Below are 17,442 nucleotides of genomic sequence, written 5' to 3'. Positions count from 1 at the left end.
CACATAGGGCGCACACAGGGCGTTGAGGGTGAGGAAAAGGCGCACATTCTAACCACTTTCACCGCTATACGGGCACGCACAGCGCTTTGCCCTCCCCCATGCCCTCGTTATACTGCGCGCCAATTCCATTTCGAAAAGAGCCGCGCTCTGTGAACCGGCCCGCGCCTGTAAAACCCGACAACTTCTTCCTGCTGATCTTCCACGCGCTGCGCCAGCGCCGCGTGCCGTTGGCGTTGCGCATTGCCAGCCACAGCTTGTTGCTGGTGGCCGCAGCGCTGGTCATCTATGCCCTGGTCATGGGCATGCAGTTCAAGCAGGCGATGCAGCAGCAGGCCGATGCGCTGGGCCAGAGTCTGACCATTCAAACGGCCGCCTCGGCCACCGAGCTGCTGGTGTCCAACGACATTCTCAGCCTCAACGTGCTGCTCAATAACCTGGTGAAAAACCCGCTGGTGGCCCACGCCGCTATCTATAGCGTCGACAACCGCATCCTCGCCGAGGCGGGTTCGCGGCCCACGCAAAGCATGTTGGGTGAAACCGAAGGCCTGTATTCCACGCCCATCACCTTTCAGGAAGTGATCGCCGGCCACCTGCGCATCAGCCTGGACATGCAGCAATTCCAGCAGCCCATGACCATCAGTCTGCAGAGCATGGGCTTACTCAGCCTGATTCTGCTGGCGCTGACTTTGAGCCTGAGCCTGCGCTTGGGCCGCCACATTTCCACGCCATTGATGCAACTGCGCCTGTGGCTGCGCGACCCGGATGACCCGGCGCCCGCTGCCGGTCGCAACGATGAAATCGGCGATCTGGCCCGCCAACTGCAATCGCGCCTGGTGCCGGAAAAACCAAAACCGGTCGCGCCGCCGGAGCCTGAATATGACGAGGACGACTACGAAGACGACGAGCGCACGTTCGCCGAAGACGACGACGCCTACGTAGACGAAGACGCCGACGAGGAGCCCGAATTCGAAGTGCGCGACCTGCGCGATGACAGTTACGACAGCGACCATGACGACCTGCGCGAGCCACCGCGCCGCGTGCAATCACCGCTGCGGGTAAAACCGATTCAGGCGCCGCTGGACGAAGACGACCCGTTCGCCGACCTGCAGGATCCGGTGCTCGACGTTGAAGAAGACGATTACGCCCCCGAGCAAAACAAGCCGGAACTGACCGCCGTACTGGCCATTCAGCTCGGCGCCCAGGAACAACTGCGCCGCTTGCCGCGTGCGCGTTTGATGGATCTGCTGCAACGCTACCGCGACTGCCTCGACCAGGCCGCTTCGCTGTACAACGGCGTGCTGCACACCCTGAAAGACGGCAGCAGCCTGATGCTGTTCAACAGCGACGACAGCGGCGAGGACTACCTCACCCACGCCATCTGCTGCGGCGAACTGATGCGCGCCTTGGGCCATGCCCTGCAAATTGAAGTGGCCGACAGCGGCATCACCCTGCAACTGCAGCTCGGCCTCACCGCCGGCGAAGACCTCGGCGACCTTAGCCAGGGCGACCTGCTGCTCAGCGACACCGCCCAGGATGCCCTGGCGCTGTCGCAACACAGCCGCAACTTGTTGCTGGTCGAGCGCAGCATTGGCGACGACGTGCTGCTGCGCCAGCGCGTACGCATTCGTCCGATCGCCAGCCCGGAAGGCGCGTGCTGCGTCGAACGCCTGCTGGAACCGTACCCGTCGCTGCTTGAACGCCAACTGGCGCGCATGCACGAACAACCCGCCCGTCCTTGACCACCCTTATCACCCACCCGCTGCCCGTTCTGGCCATTGGCCTGGCGCTGGGCAGCCGGGTTATCCCCACGCGCTTGCTGCTGGCCGGCATGCTCGCCGCCTGCCTGCCGGATGCCGACGTGCTGGCGTTCAAATTCGGCATCGCCTATGCCGACAGCTTTGGCCATCGCGGCGCCAGTCACTCCTTGGCGTTTGCCGCGCTGATGGGCGTGCTGGGCGTTTTGTTCGCGCCGCTGCTCAACAGCGGGCGGATCAAAGCCGGCGTTTTCCTGGCGCTGGCCGCCGCCTCCCACAGCGTGCTCGATGCCTTCACCAACGGCGGCCTGGGCGTGGCGTGGTTGTGGCCATGGAGCGAACAACGCTTCTTCGCGCCCTGGCGACCGATTGCCGTGTCGCCGTTTATCAACGGCTTCTTTAGCGAACGCGGGCTGGCGGTTCTGGCCTCCGAGGCGCGGTGGGTGTGGTTGCCGTGTGCGGTTGTGGCGGTGACCGGAATCGTCGCCCGCAAGGCAATCAGACGGTAGGAGACGGACAGGCCGAGCGCTTATAAATGGCGGCCGTTACTCGGTCGAGGGTTTCTCTCCCACAGGCCCTACAAGTCCTTGTAGGAGCGGCTCGGCGGCATTCCGATTAGCCGCGATGATCTTGACCACCAAAAGCATCGCGGCTAAAGCCGCTCCCACAAGGTCTCGAACCAATAAAAAGCCCCGCACTTGGCGGGGCTTTTTTTGCCTCATCGGATCAATATTCCGGTTTGGCCTTGAGGTTCTGCTCAGCCGACTTGGCCAGATCTGGCGGCAAGAAATCCTTGTCCGGGTTGTAGTCGGGCTTGAGGAAGCGCGCCAGGGTTTCCAGATCCGCCGGGCTCAACGTACCAGCGGCCTGCTTCAGGCGCAGGTTGTCGAGAATGTAGTCATAGCGGGCGTTGTTGTAGTTACGCACCGAACTGTAGAGCTGACGCTGGGCGTCGAGCACGTCGACGATGTTGCGCGTACCGACCTGGTAGCCGATCTCGGTCGCTTCCAGCGCGCTCTGGTTGGAGATGATCGACTGCTTGCGCGCCTGCACGGTTTCCACGTCAGTGTTTACCGCGCGGTGCAGGTTGCGAGTGTTTTCCACCACTTGGCGACGCAGGCTTTCGCGCTGCTGCTCGGCCTGGTTCAGGCGCTGGTAAGCCTCACGCGCTTGTGAACTGGTAAGGCCGCCGCTGTAGATCGGGATATTCAACTGCAGGCCAATGCTGCGTTGCTCAACGTCGCCGTTGTAACGCGGCGCGCCAAAGGTGCCGCTGTTGACGTAGCCGAGGCTGTCGTTGTCGCCGCGCTGGTATTGCGCCACGGCATCAACGGTCGGCGCGTGGCCGGCCTTGCGTTGACGCAGGGTTTCTTCGGCGGCGTTAACGGCAAAGTTGCTGGCTTGCAGGTTGAGGTTCTGCTGCGCGGCGGTGTCGACCCAGGCTTTGGCGTCGTTCGGCGCGGGGGCCAGGACCGGCAGGGTATGTTTGATGCCTTCAACCGAGTTGTAGTCGTGGTTGGTCAGGGTAATCAACGACTGGAACGAATCGTCTACCGAGCGCTGCGCCAGGATGCGGTTGGCGCGGGCGGTGTCGAAGCTGGCCTGGGCTTCAAGTACGTCGGTTTTATCCGAGAGGCCGACATCGAAGCGCTCATTGGCCTGGTCGAGTTGACGTTGGAACGCCGCTTCTTCGGCCTTGGTCGAGGCCAGGTTGTCTTGCGCGCGCAGCACAGCGAAATAGGCTTCGGCGGTTTGCAGAATCAGGTTCTGTTCGGTGGCGGACAGTTCCAGCGAGGCTTGCTCGTCAATGGCTTCGGCGGCTTGGAGTTGGAACCAGCGGTCGGCGCGGAAAATCGGTTGGCTCAGGGTCGCCTGGTACACGGTGCCGCTGCGGCTCAGGCTCGGGTCACCGGCAGAAGTCTCGACCTTGGTGCGGCTGTTGCTCATGTTGGCGCCGCCGGAGATATTCGGCAGCAGCCCGGCGCGGGCCTGAGGCACCACTTCTTTGCGGGCTTCATAGTCGGCGCGGGCGGCGGCCAGGTCGGCGTTGTTGTTGACCGCTTCCTGATAAACGCTCACCAGGTCTGTCTTGGCTGACAGGGGTGCTTCCGCTGCCCAGGCAGCGCCGCTTGATGCTGAAGCCACGGCAAGTGCCAGGGAAAGTCTGCGCAGCATGCTAATCATCCTAATTGGTGTGGCCCCTGAACCAGCGGCAGCGGGGCGGTGATGGGCAAGGCTAAGGGGCGCGCTGCAGGGGGTCAAGCGCCCTGAACGCGCCGTGAGTGTAGTTTGCGACAAGCTATGTTGCTTGCCCGCAACAATCATCTTTAGGCGACGCTGGCGTCGTCATGATCCGACGCACCGGTCAGACTTTTTTGACTTCGGGGTTGGTTTTCTCACGACCCTTGTTTAGAGTGGCCGAGTTCTTGTCGGGGTGCCTTGAGTGAAAGGCTGAGATCGGTTAATCCGGATCCCGTTGAACCTGATCAGGTTAACGCCTGCGTAGGGAACAAGATTGCTCGCATGCCGTCCGTTTGCGAGTCCTCTGGCACCAGCCCCGGTGCACCTCTGCCCCTTCAGGTCCACTCCGACAATCCCGTTCAGGATGACGTTGGAGAGCCTTGATGAGCACAAAACAACAACTAAAAAACTTGAGCGAGAGCGCCCAGGTCGATCAGCAATCCGTACAACCCTTCACCCGTTCGCAGAAGATTTATGTACAGGGTTCGCGCCCGGACATTCTCGTGCCGATGCGCGAAATCAGCCTTGACGTCACCCCGACCGGGTTTTCAGGGACAGAGAGCGGTGGAGAGATTAACGCCCCCGTTCTGGTGTACGACACCTCTGGCCCCTACACCGACCCCGCCGTGCAAATCGACGTGCGCAAAGGCCTCGCCGACATTCGCTCGCCGTGGATCGAAGCCCGTGGCGACACCGAGCGCCTGTCGGGCCTCAGCTCCCATTTTGGCCAGGAACGCCTAAGCAACCCTGAACTCACCGCCATGCGCTTTGCCCACGTGCGCAACCCGCGCCGCGCCAAAGCGGGCGCCAACGTCAGCCAGATGCACTACGCACGCCAGGGCATCATCACCCCGGAGATGGAGTTCGTCGCCATTCGCGAGAACATGAAACTCCAGGAACACCGCGCCGCCGGCCTGCTCGACCAACAGCACTCCGGTCATAGCTTCGGCGCCAGCATTCCCAAAGAAATCACCGCCGAGTTCGTGCGCGAAGAAATCGCCCGCGGCCGCGCCATCATTCCCGCCAACATCAACCACGTCGAACTGGAGCCGATGATCATCGGCCGCAACTTCCTGGTGAAGATCAACGGCAACATCGGCAACAGCGCCCTGGGTTCTTCTATTGAAGAAGAAGTGGCCAAGCTGACCTGGGGCATTCGCTGGGGTTCGGACACCGTCATGGACTTGTCCACCGGCAAGCACATTCACGAAACCCGCGAATGGATCATCCGCAACTCGCCCGTGCCCATCGGCACCGTGCCGATCTACCAGGCACTGGAAAAGGTCGGCGGCGCGGCCGAAGACCTGACCTGGGAGTTGTTCCGCGACACCCTGATCGAGCAAGCCGAACAAGGCGTGGACTACTTCACCATTCACGCCGGCGTGCTCTTGCGCTACGTGCCGCTGACCGCCAAACGCGTGACCGGCATCGTCTCGCGCGGCGGCTCGATCATGGCCAAGTGGTGCCTGGCGCACCATAAAGAGAACTTCCTGTACACGCACTTCGACGACATCTGCGAAATCATGAAGGCCTACGACGTGTCGTTCTCCCTTGGCGACGGCCTGCGCCCCGGCTCGATTGCCGACGCCAACGACGCCGCGCAATTCGGCGAATTGGAAACCCTCGGCGAGCTGACCAAAATCGCCTGGAAGCACGATGTGCAATGCATGATCGAAGGCCCAGGCCACGTGCCCATGCAGCTGATCAAAGAGAACATGGACAAGCAGCTGGAATGCTGTGACGAGGCGCCGTTCTACACCCTCGGCCCGCTGACCACCGACATTGCACCCGGCTACGACCACATCACCTCGGGCATCGGCGCCGCGATGATCGGCTGGTTCGGCTGCGCCATGCTCTGCTACGTCACGCCCAAGGAACACCTGGGCTTGCCGAACAAGGATGACGTCAAGACCGGCATCATCACTTACAAGATCGCGGCCCACGCCGCCGACCTTGCCAAGGGCCATCCGGGCGCGCAGATCCGCGACAACGCGCTTTCCAAAGCACGCTTCGAATTCCGCTGGGAAGACCAGTTCAACCTCGGCCTCGACCCCGACACCGCGCGCGCCTACCACGACGAAACCCTGCCCAAGGATTCGGCCAAGGTTGCGCACTTCTGCTCCATGTGCGGGCCGAAATTCTGCTCGATGAAAATTACCCAGGAAGTGCGCGAATACGCCGCCAATCAACGCATAGAGGCGGTGGATATCGACGTGCAGCAAGGCATGCAGGAGCAGGCTGAGCGGTTTAAGCAGGAAGGTAGTCAGTTGTATAAAAAGATCTAGCGCGGCAGGGAGGGAAAGCCCTCTCCCCAACCCTCTCCCCCTCGGGGAGAGGGGGCTAAGCGGCGATGGACCGCCATCTTGGTCACAGCACGAATCAGTCCCCTCGCCCCAGCGGGGAGAGGGCTAGGGAGAGGGGGCTGGCTCGCATGTCGATCCCCCTTACCCACCAAAACCATCCCCGAGAACAAAAAGCCGTGAACACACCCAGCACTTATTCCCCCGATCTCGCCGTCCCGGCCAGCCAGCGCGTGTTCGGCGCGCGTGATCTATTTTCCCTGTGGTTTTCCCTCGGCATCGGCCTGATGGTGCTGCAAACCGGCGCCCTCCTCGCCCCCGGCCTGGGCCTGGCCTTCGGTTTGCTGGCAATCGCCCTCGGCACCGCCGTCGGCGTGTTGCTGTTGGCGGCCGTTGGCGTGATTGGCAGCGACACCGGCCTGGCCTCCATGGCCGCGATCAAACTCAGCCTCGGCAACCAGGGCGCCAGCCTGCCGGCGTTGTTGAATTTGCTGCAGCTGGTTGGCTGGGGCTCGTTCGAAATTATCGTGATGCGCGACGCCGCCAGCCTGCTGGCCACCCGCGCGTTCGGCGAAGAGAGTCTGTGGACGCAACCGCTGCTCTGGACCTTGTTGTTCGGTGCGCTCGTTACCCTGTTGGCGGTCACCGGGCCGCTCACGTTCGTGCGGCAAGTGCTGCGCAAATGGGGCGTTTGGCTGTTGCTCGGCGCCTGCATTTGGCTGACCTGGAACCTGTTCGCCAAAGCCGATCTCGCCACCCTTTGGGCACAGCGCGGTGACGGCTCGTTGCCATTCGCCCTGGGTTTTGACATCGCCATCGCCATGCCGCTGTCGTGGCTGCCGCTGATTGCCGACTACTCGCGTTTCGGCAAGCGCGCCGGCAGCGTATTCGGCGGCACCGCCGTGGGCTTCTTTATTGGCAACGTGTGGCTGATGGGCCTGGGCGTGGCGTACACCCTGGCGTTCGCGCCGAGCGGTGAAGCGAACGCGCTGCTGCTGGCATTGGCGGGTGCCGGCCTGGGTATTCCGTTGCTGCTGATTTTGCTGGATGAATCGGAAAACGCCTTCGCCGACGTTCATTCGGCGGCCGTTTCCAGCGGCACGTTTGTCCGCGTGAAAGTGGAGCACCTGGCGCTGGCCATCGGCGTGATGTGCACCGTGATCGCCTGCGTGGCCCCGCTGGCGCAGTACCAGAACTTCCTGCTGCTGATCGGTTCGGTATTTGCGCCGCTGTTTGGCGTGGTGCTGGTCGACCACTTCATCCTGCGTCGCCGCGCCAGCGCGGTCATGCCGCACGCGCTGCGCTGGTCTGCGTTGGCAGCGTGGGCGGGTGGCGTGGCGACTTACCATCTGCTGGCTAACTTCTATCCAGAACTGGGCGCGACGTTGCCGGCGCTGATCGTGGCGGGGGTGTTGCAGTTTGCGTTGGGCAGCGTGAGCGCCAGAACGGTGGCAGCGCGGGCGTAAAAAGCTCGCGGCTGAAGCCGCTCCTACAGGTTTGCGATTCCTGTGGGAGCGGTTGGGCGGCATTCCGATTAGCCGCGATGCTTTTCGAGTTAACCGCGACCCGGGAAATACTGCGGCTTAACAATGCCATTCAAGCGCGGGTACGGAATTTTCAACTCCGGGTGCCCGGAAGCGTACGGCGCAATGCTGTACACGTCGTACATCAGGCTCACGGCGCCAAAGGTCAGGCCGATGTTGTCGGTGCGCATAAATGGCCAGGTTTTGACGAATTCAGGATCCTGGTCGAGCTTGTTGGCCATCAGCCAACCTTTGTGCGCCAGCTCGGCGGCCTGCCAGAAAGCCGCTTCCTGGCCGGGGATGAGGATGTCTTGCAGCGTCAGTACTTTGTGCAGTTTGCGGTCGTAGTTGATCAGCTGCCGACCCGGCATACCGTGGGCGCCGCCAGTGAACAGGTAACTGGACAATTCGATGATCACCAGGCCGTCATGCTGCTCGCGTACTTTGGCTTGCAGGTAGCTCGACCAACCCGGCTCGGCTGATTGCAGAAAGCTTTTTTCGTAGCCCTGCAACGTCGCGGGCAAGGTGGCGTCGGGGGTGTTGACGGTCATCTGGCGCAGACGCTGGTCGATCAATGCGGTCAGTTGCGGCTCGTCGGCAAAGCTGACGGTGTCGATATTGACCAACGGACAATCGCTGCCCTGGCAGCCCGGCTGGGTGTGTTCCCAGGCCGTGCGTTTAACGTCCAGCTTGTCGGTCAAGTCGGGCTGAAACAGGCTGGCGCAGCCGCCGAGCAGCAGGGCCAGAGCGAGAGGTGAACAGGCTTTCAACAGGGACATGGCATTCCTTGGCGGAGGCAAATTTACGCGGGTGGAAAACAGCAAGTGTCGGGCTTCGACTGCCGTTGCCCACATGAGTTCGGCGTTTGTGGCTTTTGCGTGGGCGGCTATCCTCTCAGCCCGTCAGCATTCTTGAAAGGGGCTGCGGTGCTCGCCGAGGCAAGCTAGGATGACAGCAATCGACGTTTCAGTAGCGAATAGGTAACCGATGACCAAGACCTTCACGCCAGGCCCGGATGACGTAGAAATCGTTGAGCGGGAAAACTGCTTCAAGGGCTTCTACAAGGTCGACCGCCTGCACCTGCGCCATCGCCAGTTCTCCGGCGACATGGGCCCGAAAATCAGCCGCGAGCTGTTCGTGCGCCACGACGCCGTCTGCGTGTTGCCGTACGACCCCAAGGCCGACAACGTGGTGCTGATCGAACAATTTCGCGTCGGCGCCATGACCAAAGGCGTCAATCCGTGGCTGCTGGAATTGGTGGCCGGGTTGATCGACAAAGACGAGCAGCCCGAAGAAGTGGCTCGCCGTGAAGCAGTGGAAGAAGCCGACCTCGAGCTGGGCGCCCTGTGGCCCCTGCCTTGGTACTTCCCTTCGCCCGGTGGCTCGGATGAAAAAGTGCACCTGTACATCGGTCGTTGCGACAGCAGCAATGCCGGCGGCGTACACGGATTGGAAGAAGAAGGCGAAGACATTCGCGTGCACGTAGTGCCCTTCGAAGACGCCCTGGCGGCGGTTCGTGACGGGCGGATTTATAACGCGGCAACGATCATTGCCATTCAATGGCTGGCACTTAACCGTGCTGAAGTGAGGGGAATGTGGGCGTAACCCTGCTGCGCGACCGCTACCGCGTCGACCTGATCGAACTGCAAGCAGCCTGCGAGGCCAACTACGCGCGGCTGATGCGGCTGCTGCCGGCCATGCGCGACGAGCGCGGCTCGCGGCGCGTGGCGTTGAGTCAGGGCGAACGCTTGCTCGGTGTGCTGGCGCTGGATGTGTTGGAGGCCTGCCCTTACACCACCACGTTGCAGGTACGTCAGGAACACAGCTTGCCGTGGTTGCCGATTCCCCGGCTGGAAGTGCGCGTGTACCACGATGCGCGTATGGCCGAAGTGGTGAGCGCCGAGAATGCGCGGCGGTTTCGCAGCATTTACGCGTACCCCAATGCGGCGATGCACCAGCCGGATGAGAAAACCCAGCTAAACCTATTCCTCGGCGAATGGCTCAGTCATTGCCTGGCGTGCGGTCACGAACTGGAACCTGTGCGGTAGAACGTCCCTGCGTTTAGACCATGCGGCGTCACGCAGTGGCGTTCTCGAAAGAGAACTTTTCGCTCTACCACGCCACTTAACTGTGACCCATGTCCACATCCTGCCTTTACCGGTAGCGTGCTAAACAATCATAATTCTCACCAAACCGCTCAAGGAGACGGCCTTGCCGAGCTCGTCCATTCCCTCTGCTGATTCGTCGGTGCTGCTGGTGCAGCTGTCCGACAGCCATTTATTTGCAGAAGCGGACGGCAAACTGCTGGGCATGGACACCCGTCACAGCCTGGAAAAAGTCATCGAACGCGTGCAGAGCGAACAGCCGCACATCGATTTGATGCTCGCCACCGGCGATCTTTCTCAAGATGGCTCGCTGCAATCCTATAACCGCTTCCGTGAAATGACCGCCGTGCTGCCTGGCGTCGCGCGCTGGTTTCCGGGTAACCACGACGAATTGCCGGCCATGCAGCAAGCCTGCGTGGGCACCGAGCTGATGGCGCCGGTGCTGGACGTGGGCAATTGGCGCGTGACGGTGCTCGATTCCTCCATTCCTGGCGCCGTTCCTGGCTACCTCGAAGAAGCGCAACTGAACCTGCTGGTCAATGCCCTGAGCGAAGCCCCGGACCGTCATCACCTGGTGTGTTTCCACCACCACCCGGTGTCCATCGGCTGCCGTTGGATGGAGCCCATCGGCTTGCGCAATCCGGATGAATTGTTCGCGGTGCTCGACCGTTTTCCACAAGTGAAGGCGGTGCTGTGGGGACACATCCACCAGGAATTCGACCAGATGCGCAACGACGTGCGCCTGCTGGCCTCGCCGTCCACCTGTGTGCAATTTGCACCGGGTAGCGAAGAGTTTCAGGTCGACGACACCGCGCCGGGCTACCGCTGGCTGCGCCTGCACGACGATGGCCGCCTGGAGACCGGCGTTTCCCGCGTCACCGGCATTCATTTCGTGGTCGATTACACCATCAAGGGTTACTGACCGCCGCGCGGCGCGACAGCCCATCGGAGAACGACCCAACCAACGCCCACACCATCTTTGCTAAAGTGCGCCGCTACGGTTTTATGGAGTCGCCCGCGTGCTGACCGACACCCCCACCCTTCTTTATATACACGGCCTCAACAGCTCCCCGGCGTCGCACAAAGCCAGCCAGCTGAGTGGCGTCATGCAGCGCCTCGGCTGGGCCGATCAGGTGCGTATGCCTGCGCTGCATCACCACCCGCGCCAGGCCATGGCGCAGCTGGAGGAAGCCATTATGGAGCTGGGCCGCCCGACGCTGGTCGGCAGCTCCCTTGGCGGCTACTATGCGACCCACTTGGCCGAACGCCACGGTTTGAAGGCGCTGGTGATCAACCCGGCGGTCAACCCTCACCGCCTGTTCGCCGGCCATCTGGGCACCCAGACCAACTATTACACCGGCGAAACCTGGGAACTGACCCTCGACCACGTCACCGCTTTGAGCGAACTGGAAGTGCCGGCCCCCGCCGACCCCGCCCGCTATCAGGTGTGGTTGCAGACCGCCGACGAAACCCTTGATTATCGGCACGCCCAGACCTTCTACCGGGACTGCGCCCTGCGCATTCAGGCAGGTGGCGACCATGGCTTCCAGGGTTTTGCCCAGCGCCTGCCGGCCTTGCTGGCGTTTGCCGGGTTTGCCTCGAGCACCTGGCGCGATTTCGACTTTTCCGACATTTAACGACTGACGAACGAGACCCCATGGCCCAGCAAGGTTCCAGCTCTTACAACGCAGACGCCATCGAAGTCCTTTCCGGCCTCGATCCGGTGCGCAAGCGCCCGGGCATGTACACCGACACCAGCCGTCCCAACCACCTGGCTCAGGAAGTGATCGACAACAGCGTCGACGAAGCCCTGGCCGGCCACGCCAGATCGGTGCAGGTGATCCTGCACGAAGACAACTCGCTGGAAGTGAGCGACGACGGCCGCGGGATGCCGGTGGACATCCACCCTGAAGAAGGCGTGCCGGGCGTTGAGCTGATCCTGACCAAACTGCATGCCGGCGGTAAGTTTTCGAACAAAAACTACCAATTCTCCGGTGGTCTGCACGGTGTGGGTATTTCGGTCGTTAACGCGCTGTCCACCAGCGTGGAAGTGCGGGTAAAACGCGACGGCAACGAATACCGCATGACCTTCGCCGACGGCTTCAAAGCCACTGATCTGGAAGTGATCGGCACCGTTGGCAAGCGCAATACCGGCACCAGCGTGCATTTCTGGCCCGACGGCAAATACTTCGACTCGCACAAATTCTCCGTAAGCCGCCTCAAGCACGTGCTCAAGGCCAAGGCCGTGCTGTGCCCGGGCCTGTCGGTGAGCTTTGAAGACAAAGCCAGCGGCGAAAAAATTGAATGGTTCTACGAAGATGGCCTGCGCTCGTACCTGGCCGATTCCGTCGCTGAAGTTGAGCGTCTGCCCAACGAGCCGTTCTGCGGCAGCCTGGCCGGTAATAAAGAAGCCGTTGACTGGGCCTTGCTGTGGCTGCCCGAGGGCGGCGAAAGCGTGCAGGAAAGCTACGTCAACCTGATTCCCACCGCCCAAGGCGGCACCCATGTGAACGGCCTGCGCCAAGGCCTGCTGGATGCGATGCGCGAGTTTTGCGAATTCCGTAGCCTGCTGCCGCGCGGCGTGAAGCTGGCGCCGGAAGACGTGTGGGAACGCATCGCTTTTGTGCTGTCGATGAAGATGCAGGAGCCGCAATTCTCCGGGCAGACCAAAGAGCGCTTGTCCTCCCGTGAAGCGTCGGCCTTTGTTTCCGGCGTGGTCAAAGATGCCTTTAGCCTGTGGCTGAACCAACACCCGGAACTCGGTCTGCAATTGGCGGAACTGGCCATCAGCAACGCCGGCCGGCGCCTGAAAGCCGGTAAGAAAGTTGAACGCAAACGCATCACCCAAGGCCCGGCGTTGCCTGGCAAGCTGGCCGACTGCGCCGGCCAGGACCCGATGCGCTCCGAGCTGTTTCTGGTGGAAGGTGATTCCGCCGGCGGCTCGGCCAAGCAAGCACGGGATAAAGAATTCCAAGCCATTCTTCCCCTGCGCGGCAAGATTCTGAACACCTGGGAAGTGGACGGCGGTGAAGTGCTGGCCAGCCAGGAAGTGCACAACATAGCCGTCGCCATTGGTGTCGACCCCGGCGCGGCGGACCTTTCGCAGTTGCGCTACGGCAAAATTTGCATCCTCGCCGACGCCGACTCGGACGGTCTGCACATCGCCACCTTGCTCTGTGCCTTGTTCGTGCGGCACTTCCGCGCGCTGGTCGATGCCGGCCACGTGTATGTGGCCATGCCGCCGCTGTACCGCATCGACCTGGGCAAAGAGATTTACTACGCCCTCGACGAAGCGGAGCGCGATGGCATTCTCGACCGCCTGGTGGCCGAGAAAAAACGCGGCAAGCCGCAGGTCACGCGCTTTAAAGGGCTGGGCGAGATGAACCCGCCGCAACTGCGCGAAACCACCATGGACCCCAACACGCGCCGCCTGGTGCAGTTGACCCTGGAAGACTTCGAGCTGACCCAGGAATTGATGGACATGTTGCTGGCGAAAAAACGCGCGGGCGACCGTAAAACCTGGCTGGAATCCAAAGGCGACCTGGCCGAGGTTCTGACCTGATGCGCCAGCTGTTCGCGGCCCTGCTGCTGATAGCTGCTCCCGTTTTCGCGCAAACCTCGCCCCCACCTGCGGCCGCCAAACCGCAACCGGTGGTGGCCATGGATGCCGCCGAACCCGAGCAAGCGCCGGCCCCTAAGCCGCCTTTCGAAGAGCTGAAACTGCTCAGCGAACAGGCGGTAGACGGCATGCCCACCGGCAATTTGTCTGGCCTGGCATGGTGCGGTGATGCGCTATGGACGGTGTCCGACCGCGACGATGATCGCGTTTACCGCCTCATTAACAAAGGCGCCGTGCTTAAGGCCGAGGTGGAACTGTTCGACGCCCCGCCTGCACCGCAAAGCCCGCTGCCCTGGGGCACGCGCGTGCGCAATTGGCTCGCCAGCCTGACCCGTGGCGGCGCGCTGGATTTCGAAGGCATCAGCTGCGATGCCAAGGGCAACCGGTACCTGGTCAGCGAAGCGGCGTCGGCCGTTCTGATGATTCCACCGGCCGGCACGGGCGAATGGCTGAACCTGCCGCCGGGCATGGTCCGTCAGGCGCGTGCCAGCGGCATGTTGCTGCATTTCAACGCGCTGTTCGAAGGGCTGGTGGTCGATGCCAAGGCCGAACGGTTGTGGCTGGCGGCCGAGCGCGAACGCCGGGGCTTGCTGGTGCTGCACAAGGTTGACGGCAGTTGGAAATGCGCCGGTGGCTGCGTGCTGATGAGCGAGGGCGGCGACGAACTGCCGCCGCCGCAAATGGGCACCAAACCCATGCCCAAAGACTTCGGCGACCTCGCCTTGTACAAGAATCATCTGTACACCCTTGAGCGCCTGACCCACCGAATTTGCCGCCGCGCCGTGGACACCGGCGAAGCCGAACACTGTTGGTCGTTCGCCAACGAAGCGCTGACCGACGCCCGCAAGTACGACGAACCATGGGGCATGGCAGAAGCGCTGACCATCGATGAACAAGGTGCCTGGATCGGCCTAGACAACGGCAACAAAGCCCGTGGCGACGGTGAAGACCGCCCCATCGTCTGGCGTTTTGCCGCGCCGGCTGAAGGCTGGAGCGCCAAGCCGTGACCGAACAAACCGTCGGCCGCCGCGCTGGTCGCGTGATGTGGGTGCTGTTCTGGGGCGCCGGCTTGGCGTTGGCCACGCACTTTTTCGGGCAGTGGGAAGACAAAAAGCACAACCCGAACCAGGTGCCGACGTCTTCCCACGGCCAGGGCTTTATCGAAGTGCGCCTGGCTGGCAATGGCCAGGGCCACTTTGTTTCGACCGGCGCCATTAATGGCAACACCGTGCTGTTTATGCTCGACACCGGCGCCACCGACGTGGCCATTCCCGGCGAGATGGCCGACAGCCTTAAGTTGGAACGCGGCGCGCCGGTAACCGTGAGCACTGCCAACGGCATGAGCACGGGTTACCGCACCCGAATCGACAGCCTGCAATTGGGCGAGATCGTGCTGCACAACGTGCGCGCCCTGGTGGCGCCCGGCATGCAGGGCGAAGAAGTGCTGCTGGGCATGAGCGCACTCAAACAACTGGAATTCACCCAGCGCGACGGCACTTTGGTGCTGCGCCAGACCACCACACAATGAGGCACGCATGAGCGACTCTCTAGACCTGAGCCTGGACGGCGTGGAGCGACGCTCCCTGGCCGACTTCACCGAGCAGGCCTACCTCAACTATTCCATGTACGTAATCATGGACCGCGCCCTGCCACACATTGGCGACGGCTTGAAGCCGGTTCAGCGGCGCATCATCTACGCCATGAGCGAGCTGGGCCTGGACGCCGATTCCAAGCACAAGAAATCGGCGCGTACCGTCGGTGACGTGCTGGGTAAGTTCCACCCCCACGGCGACTCCGCGTGCTACGAAGCCATGGTGCTGATGGCCCAGCCGTTCAGCTATCGCTACACGCTGGTCGACGGCCAGGGCAACTGGGGCGCGCCGGATGATCCGAAATCCTTCGCCGCCATGCGCTACACCGAAGCACGCCTGTCGCGTTATTCGGAAGTGCTGCTCACCGAACTGGGCCAAGGCACCGCCGACTGGGTGCCGAACTTCGACGGTACGCTCGACGAACCCGCCGTGCTGCCGGCGCGCCTGCCCAACCTGCTGCTCAACGGCACCACCGGTATTGCTGTGGGCATGGCCACCGACGTACCGCCGCACAACCTGCGCGAAGTCGCCAGCGCCTGCGTACGCCTGCTCGATGAGCCGAAAGCGACGGTGGAAGAGCTGTGTGAACACGTGCTCGGCCCGGATTACCCGACCGAAGCGGAAGTGATTACCCCGCGCGCCGATCTGCTGAAAATCTACGAAACCGGCAAAGGCTCGGTGCGTATGCGCGCGGTGTACCGCGTGGAAGATGGCGACATCGTTGTTACCGCGCTGCCGCACCAAGTGTCGGGCGCCAAAGTGCTGGAACAGATCGCCGGTCAGATGCAGGCGAAGAAGCTGCCGATGGTTGCCGACCTGCGCGATGAGTCGGACCACGAACACCCGTGCCGCATCGTCATCATTCCGCGCTCCAACCGCGTCGATGCCGACGAGTTGATGCAGCACCTGTTCGCCACCACCGAGCTGGAATCCAGCTACCGGGTGAACATCAACATCATTGGCCTTGACGGCAAACCGCAGGTGAAAAACCTGCGCGACCTGCTCAGCGAATGGCTGGTGTTCCGCATCGGCACCGTGCGCCGTCGCCTGCAATTCCGTCTGGATAAAGTCGAGCGCCGCCTGCATCTGTTGGACGGCTTGCTGATCGCCTTCCTCAACCTGGATGAAGTCATTCATATCATCCGCACCGAGGACCACCCCAAGTCGGTGCTGATGGAGCGCTTTGCGCTGACCGACACCCAGGCCGATTACATCCTCGACACCCGCCTGCGCCAATTGGCACGGTTGGAAGAGATGAAAATCCGTGGTGAACAGGAAGAGCTCGCCAAAGAACAAGCCAAGCTGCAGGCCCTGCTGGGCAGCGAAACCAAACTGCGCAAACTGGTGCGCACCGAGCTGATCGCCGACGCCGAAACCTACGGCGACAACCGCCGCTCGCCCATTGTGGCGCGCGCCGAAGCCAAAGCACTGTCGGAAACCGAGCTGATGCCCACCGAGCCGGTCACCGTGGTGGTGTCGGAAAAAGGCTGGGTGCGCTGTGCCAAAGGTCACGACATCGACGCCACCTCGCTCTCCTACAAAGCCGGCGACGAATTCAAAGCCTCGGCACCGGGGCGCTCGAACCAGTACGCGGTATTTATCGACTCCACCGGGCGCAGCTACTCGCTGGCCGCGCATTCGCTGCCGTCCGCACGGGGCCAGGGCGAACCGCTGACCGGCCGCCTGACGCCACCGCCAGGCGCCACGTTCGAATGCGTGTTGCTGCCCGAGGACGACGCGCTGTTCGTCATCGCCTCCGACGCCGGCTACGGCTTCGTGGTGAAAGGTGAAGACCTGCAAGCCAAGAACAAGGCCGGTAAGGCCCTGCTCAGCCTGCCCAACGGCGCTAAAGTGTTGCTGCCGCAGCCGGTGGCGAACCGCGAGGAAGATTGGCTGGCGGCGGTGACCACCGAAGGCCGCCTGCTGCTGTTCAAAGTCGCCGACCTGCCGCAACTGGGCAAAGGCAAGGGCAACAAAATCATCGGCGTACCGGGTGATCGCGTCGCCAATCGCGAAGAGTTCGTCACCGGACTGGCCGTGTTGCCTGCAGGCGCCACGCTGGTGCTGCAAGCCGGCAAGCGCACCCTGTCGCTGAAAGCCGACGATCTGGAGCATTACAAAGGCGAACGCGGCCGCCGCGGCAACAAACTGCCCCGCGGCTTCCAGCGTGTCGACGGATTGCTGGTCGAAGCCTAACCGCACGAACGGCGCGCAGTACCGCTTGAAACGCGCCGATCGCTGCAAGATCGGCGCGTTTTGTCCGTCTGCGCCGCTCTAATTCGCCATCACGAAGCACGCGGTAACCTTC

Annotated in this window: 14 protein-coding genes and 1 riboswitch; of the genes, 12 read left to right on the top strand and 2 right to left on the bottom strand. The window is 62.4% G+C overall.

What is annotated here, in order from left to right:
• Positions 1 to 149: 149 nt before the first annotated feature.
• Entirely contained in the window at positions 150 to 1,739 is a 1,590-nt protein-coding gene (locus AC0IW7_RS14235) for a histidine kinase (RefSeq protein ID WP_463383942.1), read from the top strand.
• On the top strand, positions 1,736 to 2,263 hold the full coding sequence (locus AC0IW7_RS14230) for a metal-dependent hydrolase (RefSeq protein ID WP_471818846.1): 528 nt from the start codon (positions 1,736 to 1,738) through the stop codon (positions 2,261 to 2,263). The genes AC0IW7_RS14235 and AC0IW7_RS14230 overlap by 4 nt, the downstream gene beginning before the upstream one ends.
• 217 nt (positions 2,264 to 2,480) lie before the next feature.
• Here AC0IW7_RS14230 and AC0IW7_RS14225 read toward each other — a convergent pair whose 3' ends face one another.
• The gene (locus AC0IW7_RS14225) at positions 2,481 to 3,929 is read right to left on the bottom strand and encodes a TolC family outer membrane protein (RefSeq protein WP_471818844.1); all 1,449 of its coding nucleotides are present in this window, start codon (positions 3,927 to 3,929) and stop codon (positions 2,481 to 2,483) included.
• A gap of 245 nt (positions 3,930 to 4,174) precedes the next feature.
• Positions 4,175 to 4,280, top strand: a riboswitch (TPP riboswitch).
• Between the two features lie 98 nt (positions 4,281 to 4,378).
• On the opposite strand from AC0IW7_RS14225, the gene thiC reads away from it, so the two are divergent.
• Positions 4,379 to 6,280 carry a phosphomethylpyrimidine synthase ThiC gene (thiC, locus tag AC0IW7_RS14220; protein WP_471818843.1) on the top strand — a complete coding sequence of 634 codons (1,902 nt, stop codon included), beginning with the start codon at positions 4,379 to 4,381 and terminating at the stop codon, positions 6,278 to 6,280.
• A 146-nt stretch (positions 6,281 to 6,426) separates the two neighbouring features.
• The gene (gene cytX / locus AC0IW7_RS14215; RefSeq protein WP_471818841.1) at positions 6,427 to 7,761 is read left to right on the top strand and encodes a putative hydroxymethylpyrimidine transporter CytX; all 1,335 of its coding nucleotides are present in this window, start codon (positions 6,427 to 6,429) and stop codon (positions 7,759 to 7,761) included.
• A gap of 89 nt (positions 7,762 to 7,850) precedes the next feature.
• On the opposite strand, the gene AC0IW7_RS14210 is transcribed toward cytX, so the two are convergent.
• Entirely contained in the window at positions 7,851 to 8,597 is a 747-nt protein-coding gene (locus tag AC0IW7_RS14210; RefSeq protein WP_471818839.1) for an RsiV family protein, read from the bottom strand.
• 208 nt (positions 8,598 to 8,805) lie between these two features.
• Here AC0IW7_RS14210 and AC0IW7_RS14205 point away from each other — a divergent pair, with 208 nt between their 5' ends.
• The 8 genes from AC0IW7_RS14205 (at position 8,806) to parC (ending at position 17,330) form a co-directional block, all read left to right on the top strand.
• A complete protein-coding gene (locus AC0IW7_RS14205; protein ID WP_471818838.1) occupies positions 8,806 to 9,423 on the top strand; it encodes an NUDIX domain-containing protein in 618 nt (205 codons plus the stop codon).
• Positions 9,414 to 9,866: a DUF1249 domain-containing protein gene (locus tag AC0IW7_RS14200; protein WP_122449547.1), complete on the top strand. Its 453-nt coding sequence runs from the start codon at positions 9,414 to 9,416 to the stop codon at positions 9,864 to 9,866. Before AC0IW7_RS14205 ends, AC0IW7_RS14200 begins: the two co-directional genes overlap by 10 nt.
• Before the next feature lie 163 nt (positions 9,867 to 10,029).
• Positions 10,030 to 10,845 (top strand): 3',5'-cyclic-AMP phosphodiesterase, encoded by an 816-nt coding sequence (gene cpdA / locus AC0IW7_RS14195; RefSeq protein ID WP_471818836.1) that lies wholly within the window; start codon positions 10,030 to 10,032, stop codon positions 10,843 to 10,845.
• 97 nt (positions 10,846 to 10,942) lie between these two features.
• Positions 10,943 to 11,560, top strand: a complete 618-nt coding sequence (locus tag AC0IW7_RS14190) for a YqiA/YcfP family alpha/beta fold hydrolase (protein WP_471818835.1) — start codon at positions 10,943 to 10,945, stop codon at positions 11,558 to 11,560.
• A 20-nt stretch (positions 11,561 to 11,580) separates the two neighbouring features.
• On the top strand, positions 11,581 to 13,485 hold the full coding sequence (gene parE, locus AC0IW7_RS14185; RefSeq protein ID WP_122493309.1) for a DNA topoisomerase IV subunit B: 1,905 nt from the start codon (positions 11,581 to 11,583) through the stop codon (positions 13,483 to 13,485).
• 98 nt (positions 13,486 to 13,583) lie between these two features.
• A complete protein-coding gene (locus tag AC0IW7_RS14180; protein WP_471818982.1) occupies positions 13,584 to 14,549 on the top strand; it encodes an esterase-like activity of phytase family protein in 966 nt (321 codons plus the stop codon).
• Positions 14,550 to 14,584: 35 nt separating this feature from the next.
• Entirely contained in the window at positions 14,585 to 15,070 is a 486-nt protein-coding gene (locus AC0IW7_RS14175) for a retropepsin-like aspartic protease family protein (protein ID WP_471818980.1), read from the top strand.
• A gap of 7 nt (positions 15,071 to 15,077) precedes the next feature.
• Positions 15,078 to 17,330, top strand: a complete 2,253-nt coding sequence (gene parC, locus AC0IW7_RS14170) for a DNA topoisomerase IV subunit A (RefSeq protein ID WP_122493311.1) — start codon at positions 15,078 to 15,080, stop codon at positions 17,328 to 17,330.
• Positions 17,331 to 17,442: the final 112 nt, after the last annotated feature.

The sequence above is a fragment of the Pseudomonas sp. AC229 genome, assembly GCF_979254655.1.
The sequence above is the reverse complement of the archived record's forward strand: the minus strand, read 5'-3'. Positions and strand labels throughout refer to the sequence as shown.

Excerpts from the sequence above, each read along its gene's own strand:
- AC0IW7_RS14175 (WP_471818980.1), top strand. The coding sequence starts at position 14,585 with ATGTGGGTGCTGTTCTGGGGCGCCGGCTTGGCGTTGGCCACGCACTTT.
- parE (WP_122493309.1), top strand. The coding sequence starts at position 11,581 with ATGGCCCAGCAAGGTTCCAGCTCTTACAACGCAGACGCCATCGAAGTC.
- AC0IW7_RS14180 (WP_471818982.1), top strand. The coding sequence starts at position 13,584 with ATGGATGCCGCCGAACCCGAGCAAGCGCCGGCCCCTAAGCCGCCTTTC.
- AC0IW7_RS14225 (WP_471818844.1), bottom strand. The coding sequence starts at position 3,929 with ATGCTGCGCAGACTTTCCCTGGCACTTGCCGTGGCTTCAGCATCAAGC.
- cytX (WP_471818841.1), top strand. The coding sequence starts at position 6,427 with ATGTCGATCCCCCTTACCCACCAAAACCATCCCCGAGAACAAAAAGCC.
- parC (WP_122493311.1), top strand. The coding sequence starts at position 15,078 with ATGAGCGACTCTCTAGACCTGAGCCTGGACGGCGTGGAGCGACGCTCC.
- AC0IW7_RS14205 (WP_471818838.1), top strand. The coding sequence starts at position 8,806 with ATGACCAAGACCTTCACGCCAGGCCCGGATGACGTAGAAATCGTTGAG.
- AC0IW7_RS14210 (WP_471818839.1), bottom strand. The coding sequence starts at position 8,597 with ATGTCCCTGTTGAAAGCCTGTTCACCTCTCGCTCTGGCCCTGCTGCTC.
- thiC (WP_471818843.1), top strand. The coding sequence starts at position 4,379 with ATGAGCACAAAACAACAACTAAAAAACTTGAGCGAGAGCGCCCAGGTC.